This is a genomic window from Alloalcanivorax xenomutans, from assembly GCF_900217905.1.
Taxonomy (GTDB): domain Bacteria; phylum Pseudomonadota; class Gammaproteobacteria; order Pseudomonadales; family Alcanivoracaceae; genus Alloalcanivorax; species Alloalcanivorax xenomutans.
The window spans coordinates 1-19,050 of sequence record NZ_OBMO01000030.1 but is presented as its reverse complement, the minus strand read 5'-3'; the positions used below and the strand labels follow the sequence as shown (position 1 = coordinate 19,050).

Sequence of the window (19,050 nt, the reverse complement as noted above, 5' to 3'; positions counted from 1 at the left end):
CCTGACGATTTTTTCAGTCCGTGAGTTCGTTTCCGATGGCATCCACCATGGCGTTGAACACCGCGCTGGTGTCCAGCGGGGCCCGGTTGATGGCTCCGGCGGAGGTGCCCGCACTGGTCGCCCGGCGGGCGGTGTCCGGAGTGGACGCCAGTTTGACCACGACCAATTCCCGCTTCGGGTCGATATAAATTTTCTGGCCAAACCGGCCTGCACATTCCAGGCCGCCATTGGCGTCGTTCCGGTGATACCAGAAATTGTGGTAAGCGTATCCCGGACGGGCCTTGGCAAAGTTACCCGTGGCGAAAAGGTCACGATTGTCCCGTGGCGACAACACCCGTTGCACCGCGCGGTCAAACGCTGTTCGCGGCTCCGTCACGGATAGCGCCCGGCGCACGCTTTCCGCGAAGCGGGCGGTATCGGACAAGGTGGCATTGATGCCGCCACTGGCCATCTCGGTCATCAAACGGTCCACCAGAATATAGGCGTCATCGTCGGCGAAGCGCGACCAGATCCGCTGTGACACCAACTCGCTCCAACGCTCATCGGCCACTTTGCGAATGGCCCAGGCCACCGCCTCGGCGGATCCGTTCTGATAAAACCAGACCTTGTCGACCCCCTCCGTTTGTGATGGAACCCGCAGAAAATCGTAAATGTTGTCCGGCATGCCATCGCGCCGGGGAACCACCCCCACGGCGGCGAACAATCCCAGGTCTGGCGGCATTTTTTCCGGATAGCTCACCGCCACTTCCATGTCCAGGTTTTGCTGTAAGGTGGCTTCCCCGAACGGCGTGCCTTCCAGTTCCGGAACATAGCGCGACAGTTTCGCCCGCGGATCGAGCAGCCCTTCCTCGATGAAGAACCCCGCCAGCAGGCCGGTGACGGACTTGGTCATCGATGCCCAGATATGGGTGTCGTGGTAATCAAGACCATCGTAATAACCTTGCGCCACCACGTGGCCCCGATGGAGAACCATGAACCCATCGGTGAAAGTGCGTTGCAGATACTCGGCCACCGACAGTGTTTCCTTGCCTGCGCGGAAGGTCACTTTATCGAGATTGAGCGCTGTTCCCTCCGGCAAGGGTAGCGGCGTATCGGAGTGGCGCAGCCCGGCGGTGGGAGCCCGCTCTCTTGTATGCCGAAATGTCCAGCGCATATAGGGCATCGTCATCGCATTGCCACGATTGACCTGTTTGTCCGCCGGCGGTGGAAAACCCTGCATAACGCCTTCCGCCATGGTGTCGCTCCTGGTAGCCGCGGAAACGCTTCCTACCTGAGTAATGGTAAAAAGTGCCGCCATCGCCGTCGTTCGTAACATCATTGCCATGACATCGTCCTCTTCAGAATCGCAGCTGGGCACCAACGGAAACCGCCCAGGGATCCCGTCCCGGCAAGGTGGCGACCTTGTCACCATGGGCATAATTAACGGCACGGTAGGTACCTTGCCCATCGTTGTCGGTATGGGTCAGCATGCCATGCAGAAGTACTTGTTTGCTCAGATGATGAAACAGTCCGAGGCTGTACTGATCGGCGGCATCGTCACCGCGTTCGGATTCGTCCGCATGGTTCCATTGTCCCACCAACACCCAGCGCGGCAGGTAACGGTAGGTGACCTGAGCACCGTAAGCCTCGCGATCCAGCGTATCGAACTGTTCCGGCTGAAGATCCTCGTAGATCGCCCCCAGGGTCACCGGTCCCATCGTGTATTTGGCAAAGGCCCGATAACCTTCCAGTTTTCCGGTGGCGAAGAAATCCGAGTAGTGGATATAGGCGCCACTGAGTTGCAGATGCTCGCCTTTCCAGTCCAGCCAGGCGCTGGTGCTGTCACGGTCGTTGTCGTCCACCGCGTTGACCGAACCGCTTTGATCCGCGGAATACTGCAAAGCGAAATTGACCCTGCGATACTGGAAACGCCAGTTCAGGCTGTTGGCCCCCATCAGATCCACATGGGCACCCGCCCCCGAGGATGGCGCGCCAAGGATGCTGCGCGACTCACCTACGCTGGAAGCGAAATACAGGGCGTACTCCGTGCTCATGTTCTTGAATGGCGTGTTCACCCGCCCGACCAGAAACCGCCCTACCGGTGTTTTCAGCCCAAGAAAGCTGTCCCGGGTGGTCCAGGTGTCGCCTTCATCCTTGTCGTCGATATCCACCTGCTGCTCGTATTGCCACAGAAAGATGACCTTGTCGTTGTAGGGCACTTCACCGCGAAAACCGATCATGCTGGTGTTGCTGGAAACACTCAGGCCGCCGTCGGTAAGCAGGTCCCCGCCTTCCGCTTCGGCACTGCTGACATCGGAATCCGCATAATCCACCGAAACCCGGACGGCGCCGTACAACTCCATCTTCTTGCCGGTAATGACACCGGGGTGAACGATGTTCTTGATGTCCTCGATGGTGGAAATTCCGGCGCTGAAGCCCGCCGCCGGCAGCATTGTCAGAGCGGTGCCCACACACAGGGCCGTTATCTTGTTATTCATGGCATTAGGCCTCCTGGAGCCTGATGTTGTTATTGGATACAAGGTCGGGAATGACCTGGCTTCCCTCTCCGCTTCGCGGAGCCCGACCAGGAAGCGCTTCCATGTCGTCACTTACGCCGCGTCACCCTGCTGGCGGCGTTTACCAGGACACAAGGGGCTCCGACGGAGCCCGGCGGTCCGCTGAAAAAGTGGAAAGAATGAAAGTCCGACGCTAGAAGGCGCCGAGGAATCCCGCCGCGCTCACCGCTGAACTCCCTTCCCGGACAAGCGCTTCAGATAGCCTTTGGCGATGGTGTTACGCTGGATTTCACTGGTGCCGGTGACAATGCGGTACATCCTCAGCATGCGGAACACCCACTCCACGGTGGAGCCTTGCATCAAACCGACGCCACCGTGTACCTGGATGGCCCGATCGGCGATAGCAAAGGCTTTCTCCGAACAGAACAGTTTGCTCATGGCCGATGCTTCCCGCGTGTCCTGGCCGTTATCAATACGCCGGGCCACATCCAACATCATCGAACGCGCCGCGTGCAGCTCAGTGGCCATATCCGCCAGCATGTGCTGGATCGCCTGGAACCCTGCGATGGGCTGGCCAAACTGCTGGCGCCGGGTGGCGTAGTGCGCCGCCGCGTCCAGTGATTGAATCGCCAGACCGGTCATGGTCGGGCAATGCAGCAGACGGTTCACGGTGATCCGGGACATACCGAGAAAGAAGCCCTGCCCCTCGCCACCCAGCACCTGTGTAGCCGGCACACGGACGCCCTTGAGGACAATATCCGCATGGATACGCTTACCGGAAATGGGAGTGTAATCAGCGCCCATGGTCACGCCGGGAAGATCGAAATCAACAAGGAAAGCGGTGACCCCGCGCGGCCCGGCGTTCGCATCGGTGACCGCCATGAGAATGGCGAAATCCGCGTAGGGCGCGCCGGAAATAAACCGCTTGTGACCATTGAGCACATAGTCGTCACCGTCACGCACCGCGGTGGTGGTAAGACGGCTGGCGTCCGAGCCGGCTTCCGGCTCGGTCAGAGCGAAACAGACCGTCCGCTCCGCCCGGACCACCGGCAGGAAGTGACTTTCCAGTTGTCCTTCGGTGGCGATGTGGAACAGATGCCCGACCCGTCCCGGGCCGCCCAGCTCGCCCAGCACATGGGCCGCCAGCTTGGCACCGGAGGCAGTGACGTCTTCCTTGAGCAAGCACTGGTCATAGACACTCAGACCGCGCCCTCCCTGTTCCTCGGGCAACTGAGCACCATACAGGCCGGCCTCGCGGGAGGCTTTCCAGATCCCGCGCAGAAGATCCATCGACGGCTCGCTTTCAAAGTCGATACCGTGCTCCGCCTCCAGCGGTTTGAGATAGTTTTCGATGAAATCGCGGGCTTCAGCGCGTACTCGCTCGCCGTTCTCACTACCGGAGAAATACTCGTACATGTTCAGGCTCCGTTTCGTTATTGGCTACCGCCGGATCGGTTCTCTCCAGGCGGTTCAGGCTCAGCCCACCTGCCGGTCATGCCCTTTCCAGAAGGTGTCGCGTACCAGCCGGCGGGCGACCTTGCCATTCGGGTTCTTGGGTAATTCATCGACGAAACGCACTTGTCGCGGCTTCTTGAAACCGGCCAGATGCTCGGCGCAATACTCGACCAGTGCCGCCTCGGAGACCTCCTCTCCCGGCCGGCGGACGACGAAGCCGATCACCTGTTCGCCCCACTCCGGATCGGGAGCTCCGATAACGCAGCACTCCGCCACCGCCGGATGACGGAACAACACGGTTTCGATCTCCGCCGGGTAGATGTTGAAGCCGCCGGAAATGATCATGTCTTTCTTGCGGTCAATGATGAAAAAGAAGCCTTCCTCGTCACGCCGGGCCACGTCACCAGTGTGGTACCAGCCGTTCTTGATCACCTCCGCGGTGAGATCCGGCGCGTTCCAATAGCCCTGCATGACGTCCGGACCACGCACCAGAATTTCACCCGCTTCACCGTCGGGTAGAGGATTGCCGTCATCATCGGCGACGATAACATCGGACTCGCCATAGGGACGGCCGCAGGAACCCAACAGCTCCGGTTTTTCCTCCAGCCCCCGCAAGTGATCTTCCAGCGTCAGGATGGAAATGGTGGAGGTGGTTTCCCCGGCACCGTAGCCTTGGGTGAAAATGGCGCCGAATACATCCATCGCCTCGCGCAACCGTGACGGCGCCATGGGTGCGGCGCCATAGGTGATGCGCGTCAGACTGGACAGGTCATAGCGTTCCGCCAGACCGCTGTCGATCAACCGGTAAAGCATGGTGGGCACGGCGAAAAAGCGGGTTATCTTTTCGCGCTGGATAGTGGCGAACAGCTCATCAATATCGAAGCGGTCGATCAGGTAGTTGCAGCCTCCCGTGGTCAGGGTTGGCATGATCTGCATGCCGCTGGCGTGCGTCACCGGGCCCACATGGCCAACGCATTCACGATCGCTGTAACGGCCTTCCGTGGGCAGCATCAGTGATTTTCGCACCAGCGCCATACGGTTGTTGAAGGTCTGCACCGCGGCTTTCAGACGGCCGGAAGAGCCGGAGGTATAATGCAGCACCGCAGGAGAATCGGGGTCCACCTCCACCGCGGGCAGATCCGTGGCGCCTTTTTCCACCAAGGATTCATAGCCGCCTTCGCTGCCGATAACCACCACGTGCTCGACACAGGGCAGCTCCGTGCTCTGGTCCATGATGGCGGGCGCATGCTCCGGCCCCACGATCAAAACCCGGGCCTGGGCATCTTCCAGAACATGAAGCGCTTCCTCGGTGGACAGCCGCGCGTTCAACGGCGCCTTGACCAGACCGGCCTTATAGAGCGCGACTTCGACTTCCACCAGTTCGGAACGGTTAAGGCTGTAGATTGCCACGCGGTCACCGGGATTCAGCCCCAGCCCCAACAGGGCGTTGGCGAGACGGTTGGAACGCTCTTCGAGCTGGCGATAGGTGACATTGCGATGCCGATCGGCGACGGCCACGCGGCCGGGCCAGTATCGAGCGCTACGAGTGACCAGATGACCAAGGTTCACTAGATTCTCCCTGTTCGTTTTATTCGATTCGCCGGACGGTGATCGACAGCGAAAGCACACGCTTTGGCGAGGCCAGGAGAGAATGAAGAACCCGATTTCGATTTAAAAATATTATTTTATGATTCTTGCCATCATGGTTTTTTATTTCCGTCGTATCCGAATTATTTCCTTCAGATAAAAAAAAGCCGGCCCTCCATGAAGACCGGCTCAAACAAGGGAGAAATACAGGCGCTATTCCGCCATCACCGCAGTTCTTCTACTACGGCGGTGCTGCCGTAACAGCGCGAACAGAACCAGCACGGCCATGCCAATAAACAAACAGGCTATTGGCCTTTGCAGAAGATAAAGTGGATCGCCATTGGCCATGATCAACGTCTGGCCAAATGCCTCCTCGAACATCGGCCCCAGCACATAACCGATAATGAAAGTGACGAACGAGAAGTTGAGCATGCGCATGAAGAAACCCGCCGTTGCCATGCCGATCAACAGCCAGGCGTTGAACAGACTGTCGGCGACGATGACACCGGTTATACAAAGCACCACCACACAGGGGATGATATAGCTGAGAGGGATACGGATGACCCGCGCGAACAGTCCCATGGTGAACAGGCCAGTAATCAGGTTGACCAGGTCACCGATCAGCATGACCGCGAACAATGCGTAAATCAGATCCGGCTGCTCCGAGAAAAGTTGTGGCCCCGGTGTAATACCATGGATCAAAAAGGCACCCAGAATGATCGCCGCCGCCACGTTTCCGGGAATACCCAACGACAATAAAGGTATGAAGTTGGCCCCGACGACGGAACTGTTGGCGGCCTCCGACGCCGCCACACCACGAATCTCCCCTTTGCCAAACCGCTCGGGTGTTTTCGAGGCTTTCTTGGCGGCGGTGTAGCCCAGGAACCCGGCGGCGCTGGAACCGATGCCGGGGATGGCGCCAATCAAGGTACCGATAAAGGTGGAACGCAGAATGGTTGGGAAAATGGTACGAAAATCCTTCCAGGTAAAACGTCCACCGAGCTTTACCGAGTTCGCCTCATCCGGCTCCAGCTTCGGCAGCGTTTCCACATAGACGATTTGCCGAAGAATTTCACCCAGGGCAAGAACACCAATGCCGGCGGCGGTGATGGAGATCCCATCCATTAATTCCGGCACACCGAAGGTAAGGCGCTCCGCGGCGGTGGCTGAATCCATGCCGATCAGGCTCACCAGCAATCCCAGAAAGGCGGCGATCAGTCCTTTGACCATGGAGCTGCCGACCAGGCCGGCAATGATCACCAGCGCCACCAGAATCACACTGGCCATTTCCGGCGGCCCCATTTTCATTGCCACCACCGACAACGGCGCGGCCACGAAGATCAGCACCAGATCACTCAGGGTATCGCCGGTAACCGAGGAGAAATGCGCCGTGCGCAAAGCGCGCCGGGCCTGCCCCTGGCGTGTCATCGGATAGCCGTCGAAAGTGGTGGCGGTGGCTTCCGGCGACCCCGGGGTGTTCATAAGGATCGCCGACACGGCACCACCGATGGTGCCGCCCTTGTTGATGCCGATCAGAAAGCCCAGCGCGGCCACCGGACTCATATAAAAGGTATAAGGCACCGCGATGGTGATGGCGATCAAGGATCCCACACCCGGCGCCGCGGCAAAAATCTGGCCGATCAAGACGCCGAGGATCACGAACAGCACATTGGTCAGCGTCAGGGCCTCGGAGAGGCCGTTTAAAATCTCTTGCATGGTACGGGCCTCAGGGCAGCGGGGTTCCCAACAGACGATCAAACAGGAACCACAGGAACAGGCTCCAGCCCACAGACGTGAGCAGGATCGGCAGCCAGCGCCGCTCGCCCATCATCCACATGAGCAACGCCACGCAGACCACGGCGGCGGCCAGATAGCCCGCCCACTGCATCAACGCCAGCGTTACCACCAGCACCGACAGCACCACCAGCAAGCGGCGCAACGCCGGCCGTGCCACCGGCGCCTTGATCTGATCGCGGCGACTGGCTTTCAGGTTCAACAACACCAGAAATACCCCCAGAACCGTGATCGCACCCGCGCACAGATAGGGGAAAGCGCGCGGCGACAAGCCAAAACCGAAACCGGCGCTGACGTAATTGGGAATCAGATAGAACAGCGTGATCAGGCCGGCGGCGGCAATGCCGACCCCGGCCCACAGGTCCACGGTACGAGCATTCATCAGGGAATACCTCGTCATCGATTATTCTTGACCGAACTCTTGCGCGTTGAGAGCGCTGCGCTTTTCGATGAAGCGCGTCAATTCCTCGGGGCTCAGCACCACATTGGGAAATTTCATTTTGTTCTCGGTCAGATCCGCCACATCCTTGGAAGTGGCGGCGTTGCGCAAGGCTTCCACCAACCGTGCCCGGATGTCGTCGGGCAGGCCTTTGGGCGCCGCCAGCATGAAATAACTGGTGTAGCTGCGGTCGTAGCCCAATTCCTTCAGCGACGGCGCGTCCGGAGACGTGGCGATACGCTTGTCGTTGAGGGCCGCCAGCACCTTGACGCCCTGATCGTTCAGATAGGCCTGGTGCACGCCGGCGCTCCAGCCCACATCCAGATGACGCCCCATCACATCGGTGAGCACCTGACGGCCGCCTTTGACCGGAACCGTGCGGATCTCGATATTTTCCTGAGCGGCGATGCGCTCGGCGAATTTGGCCGTGATCGGAGACAGCGAGCCGAACGTCAGGCCGCCCTGTTCGCGCGCGTAGTCCAACATTTCCCGCCAGTTGGAAAAGGGCGCCGAAGCACCGGTTACCAGTGCATTCTGCAGTTCGGTGACAGTAACAAGGTAGTCGAAATCATCCGGCTTGTAGGCGGTGCGGACGATGAAAGGGAGGCCATCGAAGGTGGAATCGGAAGTAAAGCCGATGGTGTAACCATCCGCTTTGGCGCGCTGCAGCAACGTGGCCATGACCACACCACCGCCACCGGCCTTGTTGTCCACCACCACCGGCTGGCCCAATTCCTCCTCCAGCGCCTTGGCGACCAATCGGGCCAGCGTGTCGGCACCGCCGCCGGCGGAAAACCCCACCATCAGGGTAATCGGTTTGGTCGGCCATTCCCCGGCCACCGCCAGGGCGGGGAAGGAAGCGAACGTGATGCTCAGCGCCGCCAGCAAGGCGACGGCGATTCGTTTTATTAGTGTCATTGTGTCTCTCCAGAGGCCCTGTGGCCTTTGTCTGTCTACAGGGCCAATCGGCCCCAATTCAGTGGCATGCAGGGTACGGCGGGGTCTGTGGAGAAAAAAATACTATTTCGCGATATCTGGCATCATGTTTCTTTATGGCTGCCGGGAAGCACGATATCGGCCTTCCAATCTCCCTGCTCCGCGGATTCCACCATCAACTGGATCAAGCCATCACGGACCTTCTCCGCCGGTTTCGACAACGGCCGTTTGCGCGGCCAGGCCACCGCCATCAGACGCGTCACTTCCGGCGCGATAATGCGCCGCGCCATGCGGGGAAGATCCCGATTGCGCTCCAGCGGCTGCGGATAGCTGGTAATGATGCAGGCCAGGCCATGGTCCACCAGGCTGGCCAGTGTCTTCGGCCCGTTCTGCTGATAGCGGAGATTGAGGGTGGCGCCAGCGGCGACCACGTGCTCATCGATCACGCGCCTGAGGTAATGGGTCCGGTCGCCCAGCGCCAGCGGCCGCTGCACCGCCTCCGCCAGCGTAATGTCTCCGCTCTCCGGCCCCACCAGCTCCGGGCTGCCGATCAGATACAGGTACTCCCGCAGCACCGGGATGGATTCCACGTCATCCAGTTCCGCCGCATTGGGAATCACCCCCAGTTCCACCTTGCCGGTCTCCACCACATGCCCGCTTTCGGAACTGAGCCCCTCGACGATGTTCAGGGTGATACGCGGATAGCGCTGTTCCAACCAGACCAGCAACCTTGGCGCCAGATTGGCGGTGGCGGTCACCGGCAGGGCAATGATGACCTCCCCGGCCGGTTCCGACTCCATGGAGGTTCTCAGGTCGTTGCGGGCGATCTCCATCTGCCGCAGGATCAGCCGGGCATGGTTGACCAACCGTTGACCATAGGGCGTGGGAGCGACACCACGATTGGTGCGCTCGAATAACTGAACGTTGAGTTCCTTCTCAAGACCGATGATTTGCTGGCTGAGCGCCGGTTGCACGATATTCAGACGACTGGCGGCGGCGGAGAAGCTGCCTTCCTCGAACACCGCGACCAACGCGCGAAGCTGCTTGAGATTCATGAGTCTGCTCTCTCAACAGGCCTGAGGCGGCCCTTCCGGATCGCATTTTTTAATGCACAAGCAGCTTATATACTATTTTTTTATGGCAAGGCAAGATTCCCGCTAGCCGGACACCGGCCAGCCGGGCACTTTCCTCGCCGGCCGGTGTTCCTGTCACCAGTGCTTGTAGGGCAGGAATTTCCCGTTCATGGTCACCACCACACGGTCCCCCTTGGGATCTTCCTGTTTGTCCACTTCCATGGTGAAGTCGATGGCGCTCATGATGCCGTCACCGAATTTTTCCTGGATCACTTCCTTCAGTGTGGGGCCATACACACCGGCGATTTCATAGAACCGGTAAATCAACGGATCGGTGGGCACGGTCTGATCCCAGACCTTGGTGGGAAAGGCTTCCAGCGCCTTGGCCACGTCCTGATCCAGCCCCAGATACTCGGTGATCGCCATGGCTTTTTCCGGCGGCGCGCCGTTCATGCCGAGGCAGGCGGACGCCAGCCACACCGGTGACATCCCCAGGTCCTCGCCCATTTTTTCCCAGGTCAGACCGCGCGCGGCCTTGGTGGTGACGATAAGGTCGGTCATTTGCTGTTTATCCACGGTGTTTCTCCTGATCATTGATGTTCGACCAGCGCTCTGCCCGGTATCCGGTCCGTCAGAACGCCCCATATCGGTGCACATTAAGTTTCTCGGGGGCACCCGCTTACCCCCGTCACATCCCGCGGCGGCTCTTTCAGGCAACCAACCGCGAGGCTCCGCTGTTGCCATCCTCATATTGGCCGCGTCTTAATCAGGTTCATTTGCAAGTGCTGTACCAGAGCGGCGCGAGTGCCCCGAACAACCGTTTTTTTCGGCATGGCACCCCGCGATTAATTTGCGTATAACGTGGCCTCATTATGTTGGGGCCAACTGATACGCCCTGTTTCCCATTTCACCTCGGGGATCGCCGATAGCCATGCCCAACCTGTTGCTCGCCCTGATCGCGGGGCTACTGTTTCCCCTCGCCTTTGCCCCCTATGATCTGTGGCCTTTGGTGCTGGTCAGCGCCGCTCTGGGTTATACGGCTCTGGTACGGTCGCCGACCCCGGGCCGCGCTTTCACCGCCGGCTGGCTGTATGGCGTCGGCATGTTCGGGTTTGGCATCAGCTGGCTGCACGTCTCAATGACCGACTACGGCTTCATGCCGTTGTGGATGTCGATTCCGTTCACCGCTTTGTTCGCCATGGGATTGGCGCTGTTTTATGGGCTGGCTTTCTGGTTCACCAAGCGGCGCGGCACCCGCGCCATGGTCTTCGCCGGCGCCTGGTTGGTGCTGGACTGGGTGCGTGGCGGGCTGTTGACCGGCTTCCCCTGGCTCTATGCCGGTTACGCCGCCATTGATACGCCACTGGCCGGGCTGGCGCCACTGGGCGGCGTCTGGGCCCTGACACTGACGCTGGTACTGGCCGCCGCCACGGCGGTGGATCTGGCGCGGCCACGGGTAAGCGCCGGGGCGGCTCTGGCGGTGGTACTGATCCTGGTGACCGCGGGCCTGCTGGCCGGGCGCCATGCCTTCACCCACCCTTCCGGCCCTCGCCAACAAGTGGCGTTGGTACAGGGCAATATTCCGCAGGATCTGAAGTGGCTGGTCACCATGCGTGACGAGACCCAGGAGATTTATCACTCGCTCAGCGCCGACCTGCCCGAGGACACCCTGGTGATCTGGCCGGAGTCGGCGATGATCGAGTTCTATCAGGATATTCGCGGCTTCGTGGATGGCGAGGGCGAACGGATCGCCGCCAACGGCGGCGCCCTGATCAGCGGCCTGCCCTGGCGCGACGCCAACACCTACCCGCCGCGCTACCACAACAGCGTGGCGGTGGTGGGCACCGGTCACGACGGCGTTTACCACAAACAGAAGCTGGTACCGTTCGGCGAATATGTGCCACTGGAAAGTCTGATCCGCGGCTGGATTCCGTTCTTCGATCTGCCCATGTCCAGCTTCACGCCAGGCCGCCCCGACCAACCCAACCTTTTCGCCCTGGGCCAGGAGATCGCGCCGGCGATCTGCTACGAGATGCTCTACCCGGCCCAGGTGGCGGAGCGCACCGGCAACGCGGACGTACTGCTGACCATCAGTAACGATGCCTGGTTCGGCCACTCCGCCGGGCCCCTGCAGCATTTTCAGATGACCCGTTTGCGCGCCCTGGAAACCGGACGCTGGCTGTTGCGCGGCACTAATAACGGTGTCACCGCCGTAGTGGACGCGCACGGCCAGGTGCGCGACCGGTTACCGCAATTCGAGCGCGGCGTTTTGATCAGCGAATACCAGCCGCGCCGGGGCCAGACTCCGTTCATGGTGGCCGGCGTCTGGCCCACGCTGCTGCTGGCTCTGGCCATGGCGGTGCTGGCCGGCGGAGAAGGCCGCCGCCGTGCCTCACGCTGAGCCGCGCCAGTACCGCTAAACCGGCCGTCATCTGTACCGTGACGACCCTTCGCGGTTGCGCGCATACTGAGTAATTCCATGTCCCCTTGCGGAGGTCCCATGCCCCACCGACTCAATCATGCCGATCTGCAGAACCATGCCCGTCACTGGATAGAGGCCTGGAACCGGGGTGATGTGGAGGCGGTGGTGTCCGCCTTCAGCGACGACGCCGAGTTCATCAGCGCGGTGGCCGAACTCTACGTGGGCACCAGCCGCATTCAGGGCAAAGCGGCATTGCGCGATTACTGGGTAGCGGCTCTTGCCGACCGGCCGGGTTTGCACTTCGAATTGGTGGCCGCTATTTGTGACGAACCGGGACAGCAGCTGGTGGTGCATTACATCGCCAGCGCCAATGGCAAACGGGCCTTCGCCTGCGAAATCATGCGCTTTGACAACGGGCGCCAGGTCTACGGCGAGGCTCTTTATGGAGCCCCGGTATTATAACCGGCCCGAATTGCTTATCCCTAAAAAGAATAAGCATATAACTTATTTGACTTTCGCTTCCGTGCCCCCTATAACGGTGCCATCCCGCAACGTTTTGGATGGATAGGGTCATGACCGGTCCGCAAGTGGAAAGCTTCTTCGACACTGATACCAATACCGTCAGCTATGTGGTGATCGACCCCGGTACCCGCCACTGCGCGGTGGTGGATTCGGTACTGGACTACGATCCGGCCGCCGGGCGCACCCGATACCACAGTGCCCAGCGGCTGGTGGATTACGTGCATGAGCACGATCTCATCGTGGAATGGCTGCTGGAAACCCACGTCCACGCCGATCATCTGTCGGCGGCGCCCTGGATTCAGCAACAGGTGGGCGGCAAGCTCGCCATTGGCTCCCATATTCGAACGGTACAAAACACCTTCGGTAAAATCTTCAACGCCGGTTCCGAATTCGCCCGTGACGGCAGCCAGTTCGACCACCTGTTCGAAGACGGTGAACACTATCGGGTCGGTAATCTGGAGGCCGTGGCGTTGCATACTCCGGGCCACACCCCGGCCTGTATGAGCCACCTGATCGGCGACGCGGTGTTCGTCGGCGACACCCTGTTCATGCCCGACTACGGCACCGCCCGCTGTGACTTCCCCGGCGGCGATGCCCGCACCCTGTATCGCTCGGTTCGCAAGCTTCTCGCCCTGCCCGGCTCCACCCGTATGTTTTTGTGCCACGATTACCTGCCGGAAGGACGCGACCAGTATCATTGGGAAACCACGGTGGAGGAGCAACGACGCGCCAACATTCATGTTCACGACGGTGTCGACGAAGATCAGTTCGTCGCCATGCGCGAGAACCGCGATGCCGGACTGGACATGCCACGCCTGATCCTGCCGTCGGTACAGGTCAACATGCGCGCCGGCCATCTGCCCCCGGCGGAGGACAACGGCGTCCACTATCTGAAGATTCCACTGAATTCGATTTGAACGAACGGGAGCGCAATGAACGACTACAAGACTCTGACCCCGGCCATTTCGGTGGCCGGTCAGTTGCAGCCCGAGGACATGAAAGCCCTGGCCGAAGCCGGCTTTCATACCGTCATCAACAATCGCCCGGACGGCGAAGGCGAGGATCAGCCGACCAGCGATGCGCTGGCCGGAGCCGCCGCCGAAGCCGGCCTGCAATATCACTATCTGCCAATCATCCCCGGCGAGATCAGCGATGAACAGATCCAGCGCTTCGGGCAACTGCTGACGGACAACCGCGCCCCGGTCATGGCTTTCTGCCGCACCGGCAACCGCTCCAGCACGCTGTGGGCGTTGTCGCAATCCTCACGGCTGGATCCGCAAACGGTTCTGGCCACAACTTCCGCCGCCGGTTACGACCTGGAAAAACAGCGTCCTCGCCTGGAGCAACGCTGGCAGCAGGGGCAAAACGCCGACGCCGCCCGACGCTCGCCGGCCAACGATTGGGACGTATTGATCATCGGCGGCGGCGCCGGTGGTCTGGCCGCCGCCGCCAGCCTGCTGAAGCGGCGTCCGTCCCTGAACGTGGCGGTGGTGGAGCCCCGCGACACGCACTATTACCAACCCGCCTGGACTCTGGTGGGAGCCGGCGCCTTCCGCCGCCGCGACACCGCCCGGCCGATGACCCAGGTGATGCCTCGGGGCAGCAAGTGGATCCGGGCCCGGGTCGCCGGTTTCGATCCGGAGCGCAACCAGGTGATCCTGGATGACGGTGATCGCCTCGGCTATCGCGCGCTGATCGTCGCCCCAGGGCTGGAACTGAATCTGGACGCGGTGGAAGGCCTGCGCGACAGCCTCGGTCACAATGGCGTAACCAGTAATTATCTGTTCGAGCACGCGCCCTATACCTGGGAATGCGTACAGAACCTGAAACACGGCCGCGCCCTGTTCACGCAACCGCCAATGCCGATCAAATGCGCCGGCGCGCCACAGAAAGCCCTGTACCTGTCCTGTCATCACTGGGAGCAACGCGGTGTGCTGAAGAACATCGAAGTGCACTTCCACAATGCCGGAGAGGCCCTGTTCGGCGTTGCCGACTTCGTGCCGCCGCTAATGGAATACATACGCCGTTATAACGCCACCCTGAACTTCCGCAGCACTCTGCAGGCGGTGGACGCGGGCCATCGCAAAGCCTGGTTCGTGGACAGGGATCAGGACGGCAACGCGCGGGAGCGGGAAGAAAGCTTTGATCTGCTGCATGTGACACCGCCGCAAAAAGCCCCGGCGTTTGTCGCCGACAGCCCGCTGGCCAACAACGCCGGCTGGGTCGATCTGGATCCGGCCAGCCTGCAACATCCCCGCTTCACCAATGTCTTCGCCCTCGGCGACGTGGCCGGCACCAGCAACGCCAAAACCGCCGCGGCGGTGCGGAAGCAGGCGCCGGTACTGGCGGAAAATCTGCTGTCGGTACTCGATGGCCGGTCTCCGGGCGCGGCCTATGATGGCTACGGCGCCTGCCCGCTGACGGTGGAGAAAGGCAAGGTGATCCTGGCGGAATTCGGTTACCAGGGCGTGCTGCAACCCACCTTTCCGCTGGCGCCCACCCAGGCCCGCTCGTTGTATTGGTGGCTCAAGGCCAAGGCCATGCCACGCATCTATTTCGATCTGATGTTGAAAGGCCACGAATGGCTCACCGGTCCAGCCAAATGACCCTGTTCCCCCACCGGACTCACCAGCGGTGAGTCCGGCCTCCCCTCGCCGTCGCCTGCCGCTGCCGTCCTGGCTGCCGGCGTCACGCTGGCTGGCGGATTATCAGCGCCGGGATCTCAGCGCCGACGGTCTGGCGGCGGTGATCGTCACCCTCATGCTGATCCCGCAGAGCCTGGCCTACGCGCTGCTGGCCGGCGTTCCGGCCCAGATGGGCCTCTATGCCAGCATACTGCCGCTGGTGGCCTATGCGCTGTTCGGTTCCAGCCGCACCCTGGCCGTGGGGCCGGTGGCGGTGATCTCTCTGATGACCGCGGCGGCGGCCGGCCAGGTGGCCGGCGGCGACAGCGCTACTTTCCTGCTCGCCACCACGGTGCTGGCCCTACTCTCCGGACTCATGCTGGTCGGCATGGGCCTGCTGCGTCTCGGCTGGGTGGCGAATCTGCTCAGCCATTCGGTGATCGGCGGTTTTATTTCCGCTTCCGGCCTGCTGATCGCCGCCAGCCAGCTTAAACATCTGCTGGGGATTCCTCTGCACGGTGACACGCTGTGGGCCCTGGGCGCTTCCCTGCTGGCGCAAACCGGCCGGATTCAATGGACCACGGTGATCCTGGGCCTGCTCACTCTGGCGTTCTTGTTCTGGGCCCGCTCAGGTTTGAAATCCCTTCTCGCCCGCACTCGTCTTTCCGCATCGGCGGCGGATCTCGTCAGCAAAGCGGCGCCGGTACTGGCGGTGATCCTCACCACCCTGGCGGTGGAAGGCCTGGATCTGCGGCGGGCCGGGGTGGCCACGGTGGGAGCCATTCCCGGCGGCCTGCCGGCCCTGAGTCTGCCTGCTTTCGATGCCGAACTGTGGCGGGCTCTGCTGTTACCGGCTTTGCTGATCAGCCTGATCGGCTTCGTCGAGTCGGTGTCGGTGGCCCAGACCCTGGCCGCCAAACGCCGGCAACGCATCGACAGCAATGCGGAGCTGACCGGTCTGGGCATGGCCAACCTGGCCTCGGCGGTCAGCGGCGGCTTCCCGGTTACCGGCGGCTTCTCCCGTTCTGTGGTGAATTTCGATGCCGGCGCCCGCAGCCCCCTGGCCGGCATTCTCACCGCCATGGGGATCGCCTTGACCGCGCTGTTCTTCACACCCTGGTTCCAGGCCCTGCCGAAGGCCACCCTGGCCGCCACCATCATCGTTGCCGTGCTCAGCCTGGTGGATCTCGGCGCCCTGGCCCGTACCTGGCGCTATTCCCGCGCGGACGGCCTGGCCATGGCCGTGACCATGGCCGGTGTGTTGCTGATGGGCGTGGAGGTGGGCGTGATCGCCGGGGTGCTGTCGTCGCTGCTGTTGTTTCTGTGGCGCACCGGCCAGCCCCATGTGGCGGAATTGGGTCAGGTGCCGGGCACCGAGCATTTCCGCAATGTGCAGCGGCATCAGGTGCAAGTCTCTCCCTCCGTGCTGTCGCTGCGGGTGGACGAATCCCTTTACTTCGCCAACGCCCGCCATCTGGAGGATCAGATCTACGACTGCGTCATGCAGCGGCCGCAAATCCGCCATGTGGTGCTGTTGTGCTCGGCGGTGAATCAAATCGACGCCAGCGCCCTGGACAGCCTGGAGAGTCTCAATCAACGGCTGGGGGACGCCGGTGTCACACTGCATTTATCCGAGGTCAAGGGCCCGGTGATGGATCGTTTGCGCCGTTCGCCCTTCCCGAAGCACCTGCACGGCCGGATCTTTCTGACGCACTTCGATGCCCTGCGCGCCCTGGATCCGGCGAGTCTCGCCCCGCCGCCCTAGGGCCTGTTCACGCTATTTTCATCCCGCCTGTTGCGGCTAAAACGTCACCAATCCAGGCGTGAGGAGAGAAGTTTGGTCGTTCCAAATGAACGACGAGTAACGCAGAGTGGTGACGTTTTAGCCGCAACCCGAAGGGCTGGAACCCTTTTTACCTCCCGCGTCGTTGTCGGTTGCTCATTTGGAATGACCAAACCGCGCGCCCTCCGCCTGGCTGGAGGCAAAAAGGGCACCCAGCAGACGGGATAAAAATAGCGTGAACAGGCCCTAGCAATAAGTCTAATTCCCCACGCCCGGCTCCGAGTGCACACTTGTTTGTTTTTCGTTATGCGCCTCAGGAGTCGTCAATGACCGACGCTGCCCGGCACCAGGCCGAAATCAAGAAAGACACCGATCTCGCCGCCTGGATCGGCCTGTTCCTCGGCCCTCTATTGCTACTGGCCTGTCTGCTGACCGATCCGCCCGGCACCCTGAGCGAAGCGGGCTGGCGCACCGTGGGCCTGACCTTGTTAATGGCCACCTGGTGGTCCACCGAAGCAATCCCGATTCCGGTCACCTCCCTGTTGCCGATCCTGATGGCTCCGGCTCTGGGCATCAGCACCGTGGACAAGGCGTCCGCGCCCTACGCCAACCCGGCGATTTTTCTGTTTCTCGGCGGCTTCATGCTGGGGCTGGCCATGGAACGCTGGAATCTGCATAAACGCATCGCCCTGATGACGTTGCGTGCCGTCGGCAGCCAGCCCGCCTACCAGGTGGCGGGCTTCATGCTGGCCACCGCCTTCCTCAGTATGTGGGTCAGCAATACCGCCACCTCGATCATGATGCTGCCCATCGGTATGTCGGTGATCACTCTGTTGGGCGATGACAACCCGCACAGTGAGCGTCTTTCCATCGGGCTGCTGCTAGGCATCGCCTACGCCGCCAGCATCGGCGGCATCGCCACCCTGATCGGCACGCCACCCAACGCGCTGCTGATTGCCTTTCTGAAGGACAACTACGATATTCACATTGGCTTCGGCCAGTGGATGCTGGTGGGGGTGCCGGTGTCGGTGGTGATGCTGGGCGTCACCTGGCTGTGGCTGACCCGGGGCGGCCTGCGCAAAGCGGCAAAGCTGGCCGACAGCGACGCCCTGATCCACGACGAGCTCAAGGCAATGGGGCCGTTGTCCCGAGGCGAGAAAGGGGTCGCGGTGGTCTTTGTGTGCGCCGCCTTCGCCTGGGTATTCCAGCCTCTGATCGCCAAAGTCGTGCCGGGAATCAACGACACCAGTATTGCCATGGCGGCGGCCATCGCCTTGTTCCTGGTGCCGGTGAGTCTCAAGAACCGGGAATTCCTGATGAGCTGGGGTCACGCCGGCAAGCTGCCCTGGGGCGTGCTGCTGCTGTTCGGTGGCGGCCTGTCCCTGGCCGCCCAGATCCGCGCCACCGGCCTTGCCGACTGGATTGCCCAGGGCATGGGCGCGCTTGGTTTCCTGCCGTTGATCCTGTTGATCGGCATGGTGGTGATGGTGATCATTTTCCTCACCGAGGTTACGTCCAACACCGCCACCGCCGCTGCTTTTCTGCCCCTGCTTGGCGCCCTGGCGGTATCCCAGGGCATGTCACCGGAATTGCTGGCGATTCCCGCCGCCATCGCCGCCAGTTGCGCCTTCATGATGCCGGTGGCGACGCCGCCCAACGCCATTGTTTTCGGCACCGGCCATCTGCGCATCGGCGACATGATCCGCGCCGGCTTCTTCCTCAACCTGGTGGGAATCGTGGTGGTGACCCTGCTCAGCTATGTGCTGGTGAGGACCATCTGGTAAACCTTTAACCCGTTAGCCGTTGTAGGAGCTTGCCGGCAAGCTCCTATGTATGGACTCGCCCGTTGCTGTCAACCCTGCCTTGAACATGGCTACCCGGTGGCATCTATGTATCAGGCCTGTTCGAGGAAGCCTCAAT

At 61.4% G+C, this 19,050-nt stretch carries 15 protein-coding genes; 6 read left to right on the top strand and 9 right to left on the bottom strand.

The window, feature by feature from the left end:
- Positions 1-13 precede the first annotated feature (13 nt).
- The 9 genes from CRO06_RS18715 to cynS form a co-directional block, all read right to left on the bottom strand.
- Positions 14-1,234, bottom strand: coding sequence for a serine hydrolase domain-containing protein (locus CRO06_RS18715; protein ID WP_218839904.1), 1,221 nt, complete (start codon positions 1,232-1,234; stop codon positions 14-16).
- Between the two features lie 103 nt (positions 1,235-1,337).
- Positions 1,338-2,477 carry a porin gene (locus CRO06_RS18710; protein WP_097059129.1) on the bottom strand — a complete coding sequence of 380 codons (1,140 nt, stop codon included), beginning with the start codon at positions 2,475-2,477 and terminating at the stop codon, positions 1,338-1,340.
- Between the two features lie 240 nt (positions 2,478-2,717).
- Complete coding sequence (locus CRO06_RS18705) at positions 2,718-3,911, bottom strand: acyl-CoA dehydrogenase family protein (RefSeq protein WP_097059128.1); 1,194 nt, start codon at positions 3,909-3,911, stop codon at positions 2,718-2,720.
- A gap of 60 nt (positions 3,912-3,971) precedes the next feature.
- Positions 3,972-5,519, bottom strand: coding sequence for an acyl-CoA synthetase (locus CRO06_RS18700; RefSeq protein WP_097059127.1), 1,548 nt, complete (start codon positions 5,517-5,519; stop codon positions 3,972-3,974).
- A gap of 231 nt (positions 5,520-5,750) precedes the next feature.
- Entirely contained in the window at positions 5,751-7,253 is a 1,503-nt protein-coding gene (locus CRO06_RS18695) for a tripartite tricarboxylate transporter permease (protein WP_097059126.1), read from the bottom strand.
- Between the two features lie 10 nt (positions 7,254-7,263).
- On the bottom strand, positions 7,264-7,731 hold the full coding sequence (locus tag CRO06_RS18690) for a tripartite tricarboxylate transporter TctB family protein (protein ID WP_081706002.1): 468 nt from the start codon (positions 7,729-7,731) through the stop codon (positions 7,264-7,266).
- A 3-nt stretch (positions 7,732-7,734) separates the two neighbouring features.
- Positions 7,735-8,688, bottom strand: coding sequence for a Bug family tripartite tricarboxylate transporter substrate binding protein (locus tag CRO06_RS18685; protein ID WP_097059125.1), 954 nt, complete (start codon positions 8,686-8,688; stop codon positions 7,735-7,737).
- A 122-nt stretch (positions 8,689-8,810) separates the two neighbouring features.
- Positions 8,811-9,761, bottom strand: a complete 951-nt coding sequence (locus CRO06_RS18680) for a LysR family transcriptional regulator (RefSeq protein WP_022996051.1) — start codon at positions 9,759-9,761, stop codon at positions 8,811-8,813.
- A gap of 153 nt (positions 9,762-9,914) precedes the next feature.
- Entirely contained in the window at positions 9,915-10,355 is a 441-nt protein-coding gene (gene cynS, locus CRO06_RS18675) for a cyanase (RefSeq protein ID WP_022996050.1), read from the bottom strand.
- Positions 10,356-10,710: 355 nt separating this feature from the next.
- Here cynS and lnt point away from each other — a divergent pair, with 355 nt between their 5' ends.
- The 6 genes from lnt (at position 10,711) to CRO06_RS18645 (ending at position 18,914) form a co-directional block, all read left to right on the top strand.
- Positions 10,711-12,180, top strand: a complete 1,470-nt coding sequence (gene lnt, locus CRO06_RS18670; protein WP_097059124.1) for an apolipoprotein N-acyltransferase — start codon at positions 10,711-10,713, stop codon at positions 12,178-12,180.
- Between the two features lie 99 nt (positions 12,181-12,279).
- Positions 12,280-12,663 carry a nuclear transport factor 2 family protein gene (locus CRO06_RS18665; RefSeq protein ID WP_097059123.1) on the top strand — a complete coding sequence of 128 codons (384 nt, stop codon included), beginning with the start codon at positions 12,280-12,282 and terminating at the stop codon, positions 12,661-12,663.
- Positions 12,664-12,773: 110 nt separating this feature from the next.
- Positions 12,774-13,640: an MBL fold metallo-hydrolase gene (locus CRO06_RS18660; protein WP_022996047.1), complete on the top strand. Its 867-nt coding sequence runs from the start codon at positions 12,774-12,776 to the stop codon at positions 13,638-13,640.
- Positions 13,641-13,655: 15 nt separating this feature from the next.
- Positions 13,656-15,329 (top strand): bifunctional protein tyrosine phosphatase family protein/NAD(P)/FAD-dependent oxidoreductase, encoded by a 1,674-nt coding sequence (locus CRO06_RS18655; RefSeq protein WP_097059122.1) that lies wholly within the window; start codon positions 13,656-13,658, stop codon positions 15,327-15,329.
- A 28-nt stretch (positions 15,330-15,357) separates the two neighbouring features.
- Positions 15,358-17,112, top strand: a complete 1,755-nt coding sequence (locus CRO06_RS18650) for a SulP family inorganic anion transporter (RefSeq protein WP_022996045.1) — start codon at positions 15,358-15,360, stop codon at positions 17,110-17,112.
- Positions 17,113-17,456: 344 nt separating this feature from the next.
- Entirely contained in the window at positions 17,457-18,914 is a 1,458-nt protein-coding gene (locus CRO06_RS18645; protein ID WP_097059121.1) for an SLC13 family permease, read from the top strand.
- Positions 18,915-19,050 lie beyond the last annotated feature (136 nt).

Excerpts from the sequence above, each read along its gene's own strand:
- CRO06_RS18715 (WP_218839904.1), bottom strand. The coding sequence starts at position 1,234 with ATGGCGGAAGGCGTTATGCAGGGTTTTCCACCGCCGGCGGACAAACAG.
- CRO06_RS18710 (WP_097059129.1), bottom strand. The coding sequence starts at position 2,477 with ATGAATAACAAGATAACGGCCCTGTGTGTGGGCACCGCTCTGACAATG.
- CRO06_RS18705 (WP_097059128.1), bottom strand. The coding sequence starts at position 3,911 with ATGTACGAGTATTTCTCCGGTAGTGAGAACGGCGAGCGAGTACGCGCT.
- CRO06_RS18695 (WP_097059126.1), bottom strand. The coding sequence starts at position 7,253 with ATGCAAGAGATTTTAAACGGCCTCTCCGAGGCCCTGACGCTGACCAAT.
- CRO06_RS18690 (WP_081706002.1), bottom strand. The coding sequence starts at position 7,731 with ATGACGAGGTATTCCCTGATGAATGCTCGTACCGTGGACCTGTGGGCC.
- CRO06_RS18685 (WP_097059125.1), bottom strand. The coding sequence starts at position 8,688 with ATGACACTAATAAAACGAATCGCCGTCGCCTTGCTGGCGGCGCTGAGC.
- CRO06_RS18680 (WP_022996051.1), bottom strand. The coding sequence starts at position 9,761 with ATGAATCTCAAGCAGCTTCGCGCGTTGGTCGCGGTGTTCGAGGAAGGC.
- lnt (WP_097059124.1), top strand. The coding sequence starts at position 10,711 with ATGCCCAACCTGTTGCTCGCCCTGATCGCGGGGCTACTGTTTCCCCTC.
- CRO06_RS18665 (WP_097059123.1), top strand. The coding sequence starts at position 12,280 with ATGCCCCACCGACTCAATCATGCCGATCTGCAGAACCATGCCCGTCAC.
- CRO06_RS18660 (WP_022996047.1), top strand. The coding sequence starts at position 12,774 with ATGACCGGTCCGCAAGTGGAAAGCTTCTTCGACACTGATACCAATACC.
- CRO06_RS18655 (WP_097059122.1), top strand. The coding sequence starts at position 13,656 with ATGAACGACTACAAGACTCTGACCCCGGCCATTTCGGTGGCCGGTCAG.
- CRO06_RS18645 (WP_097059121.1), top strand. The coding sequence starts at position 17,457 with ATGACCGACGCTGCCCGGCACCAGGCCGAAATCAAGAAAGACACCGAT.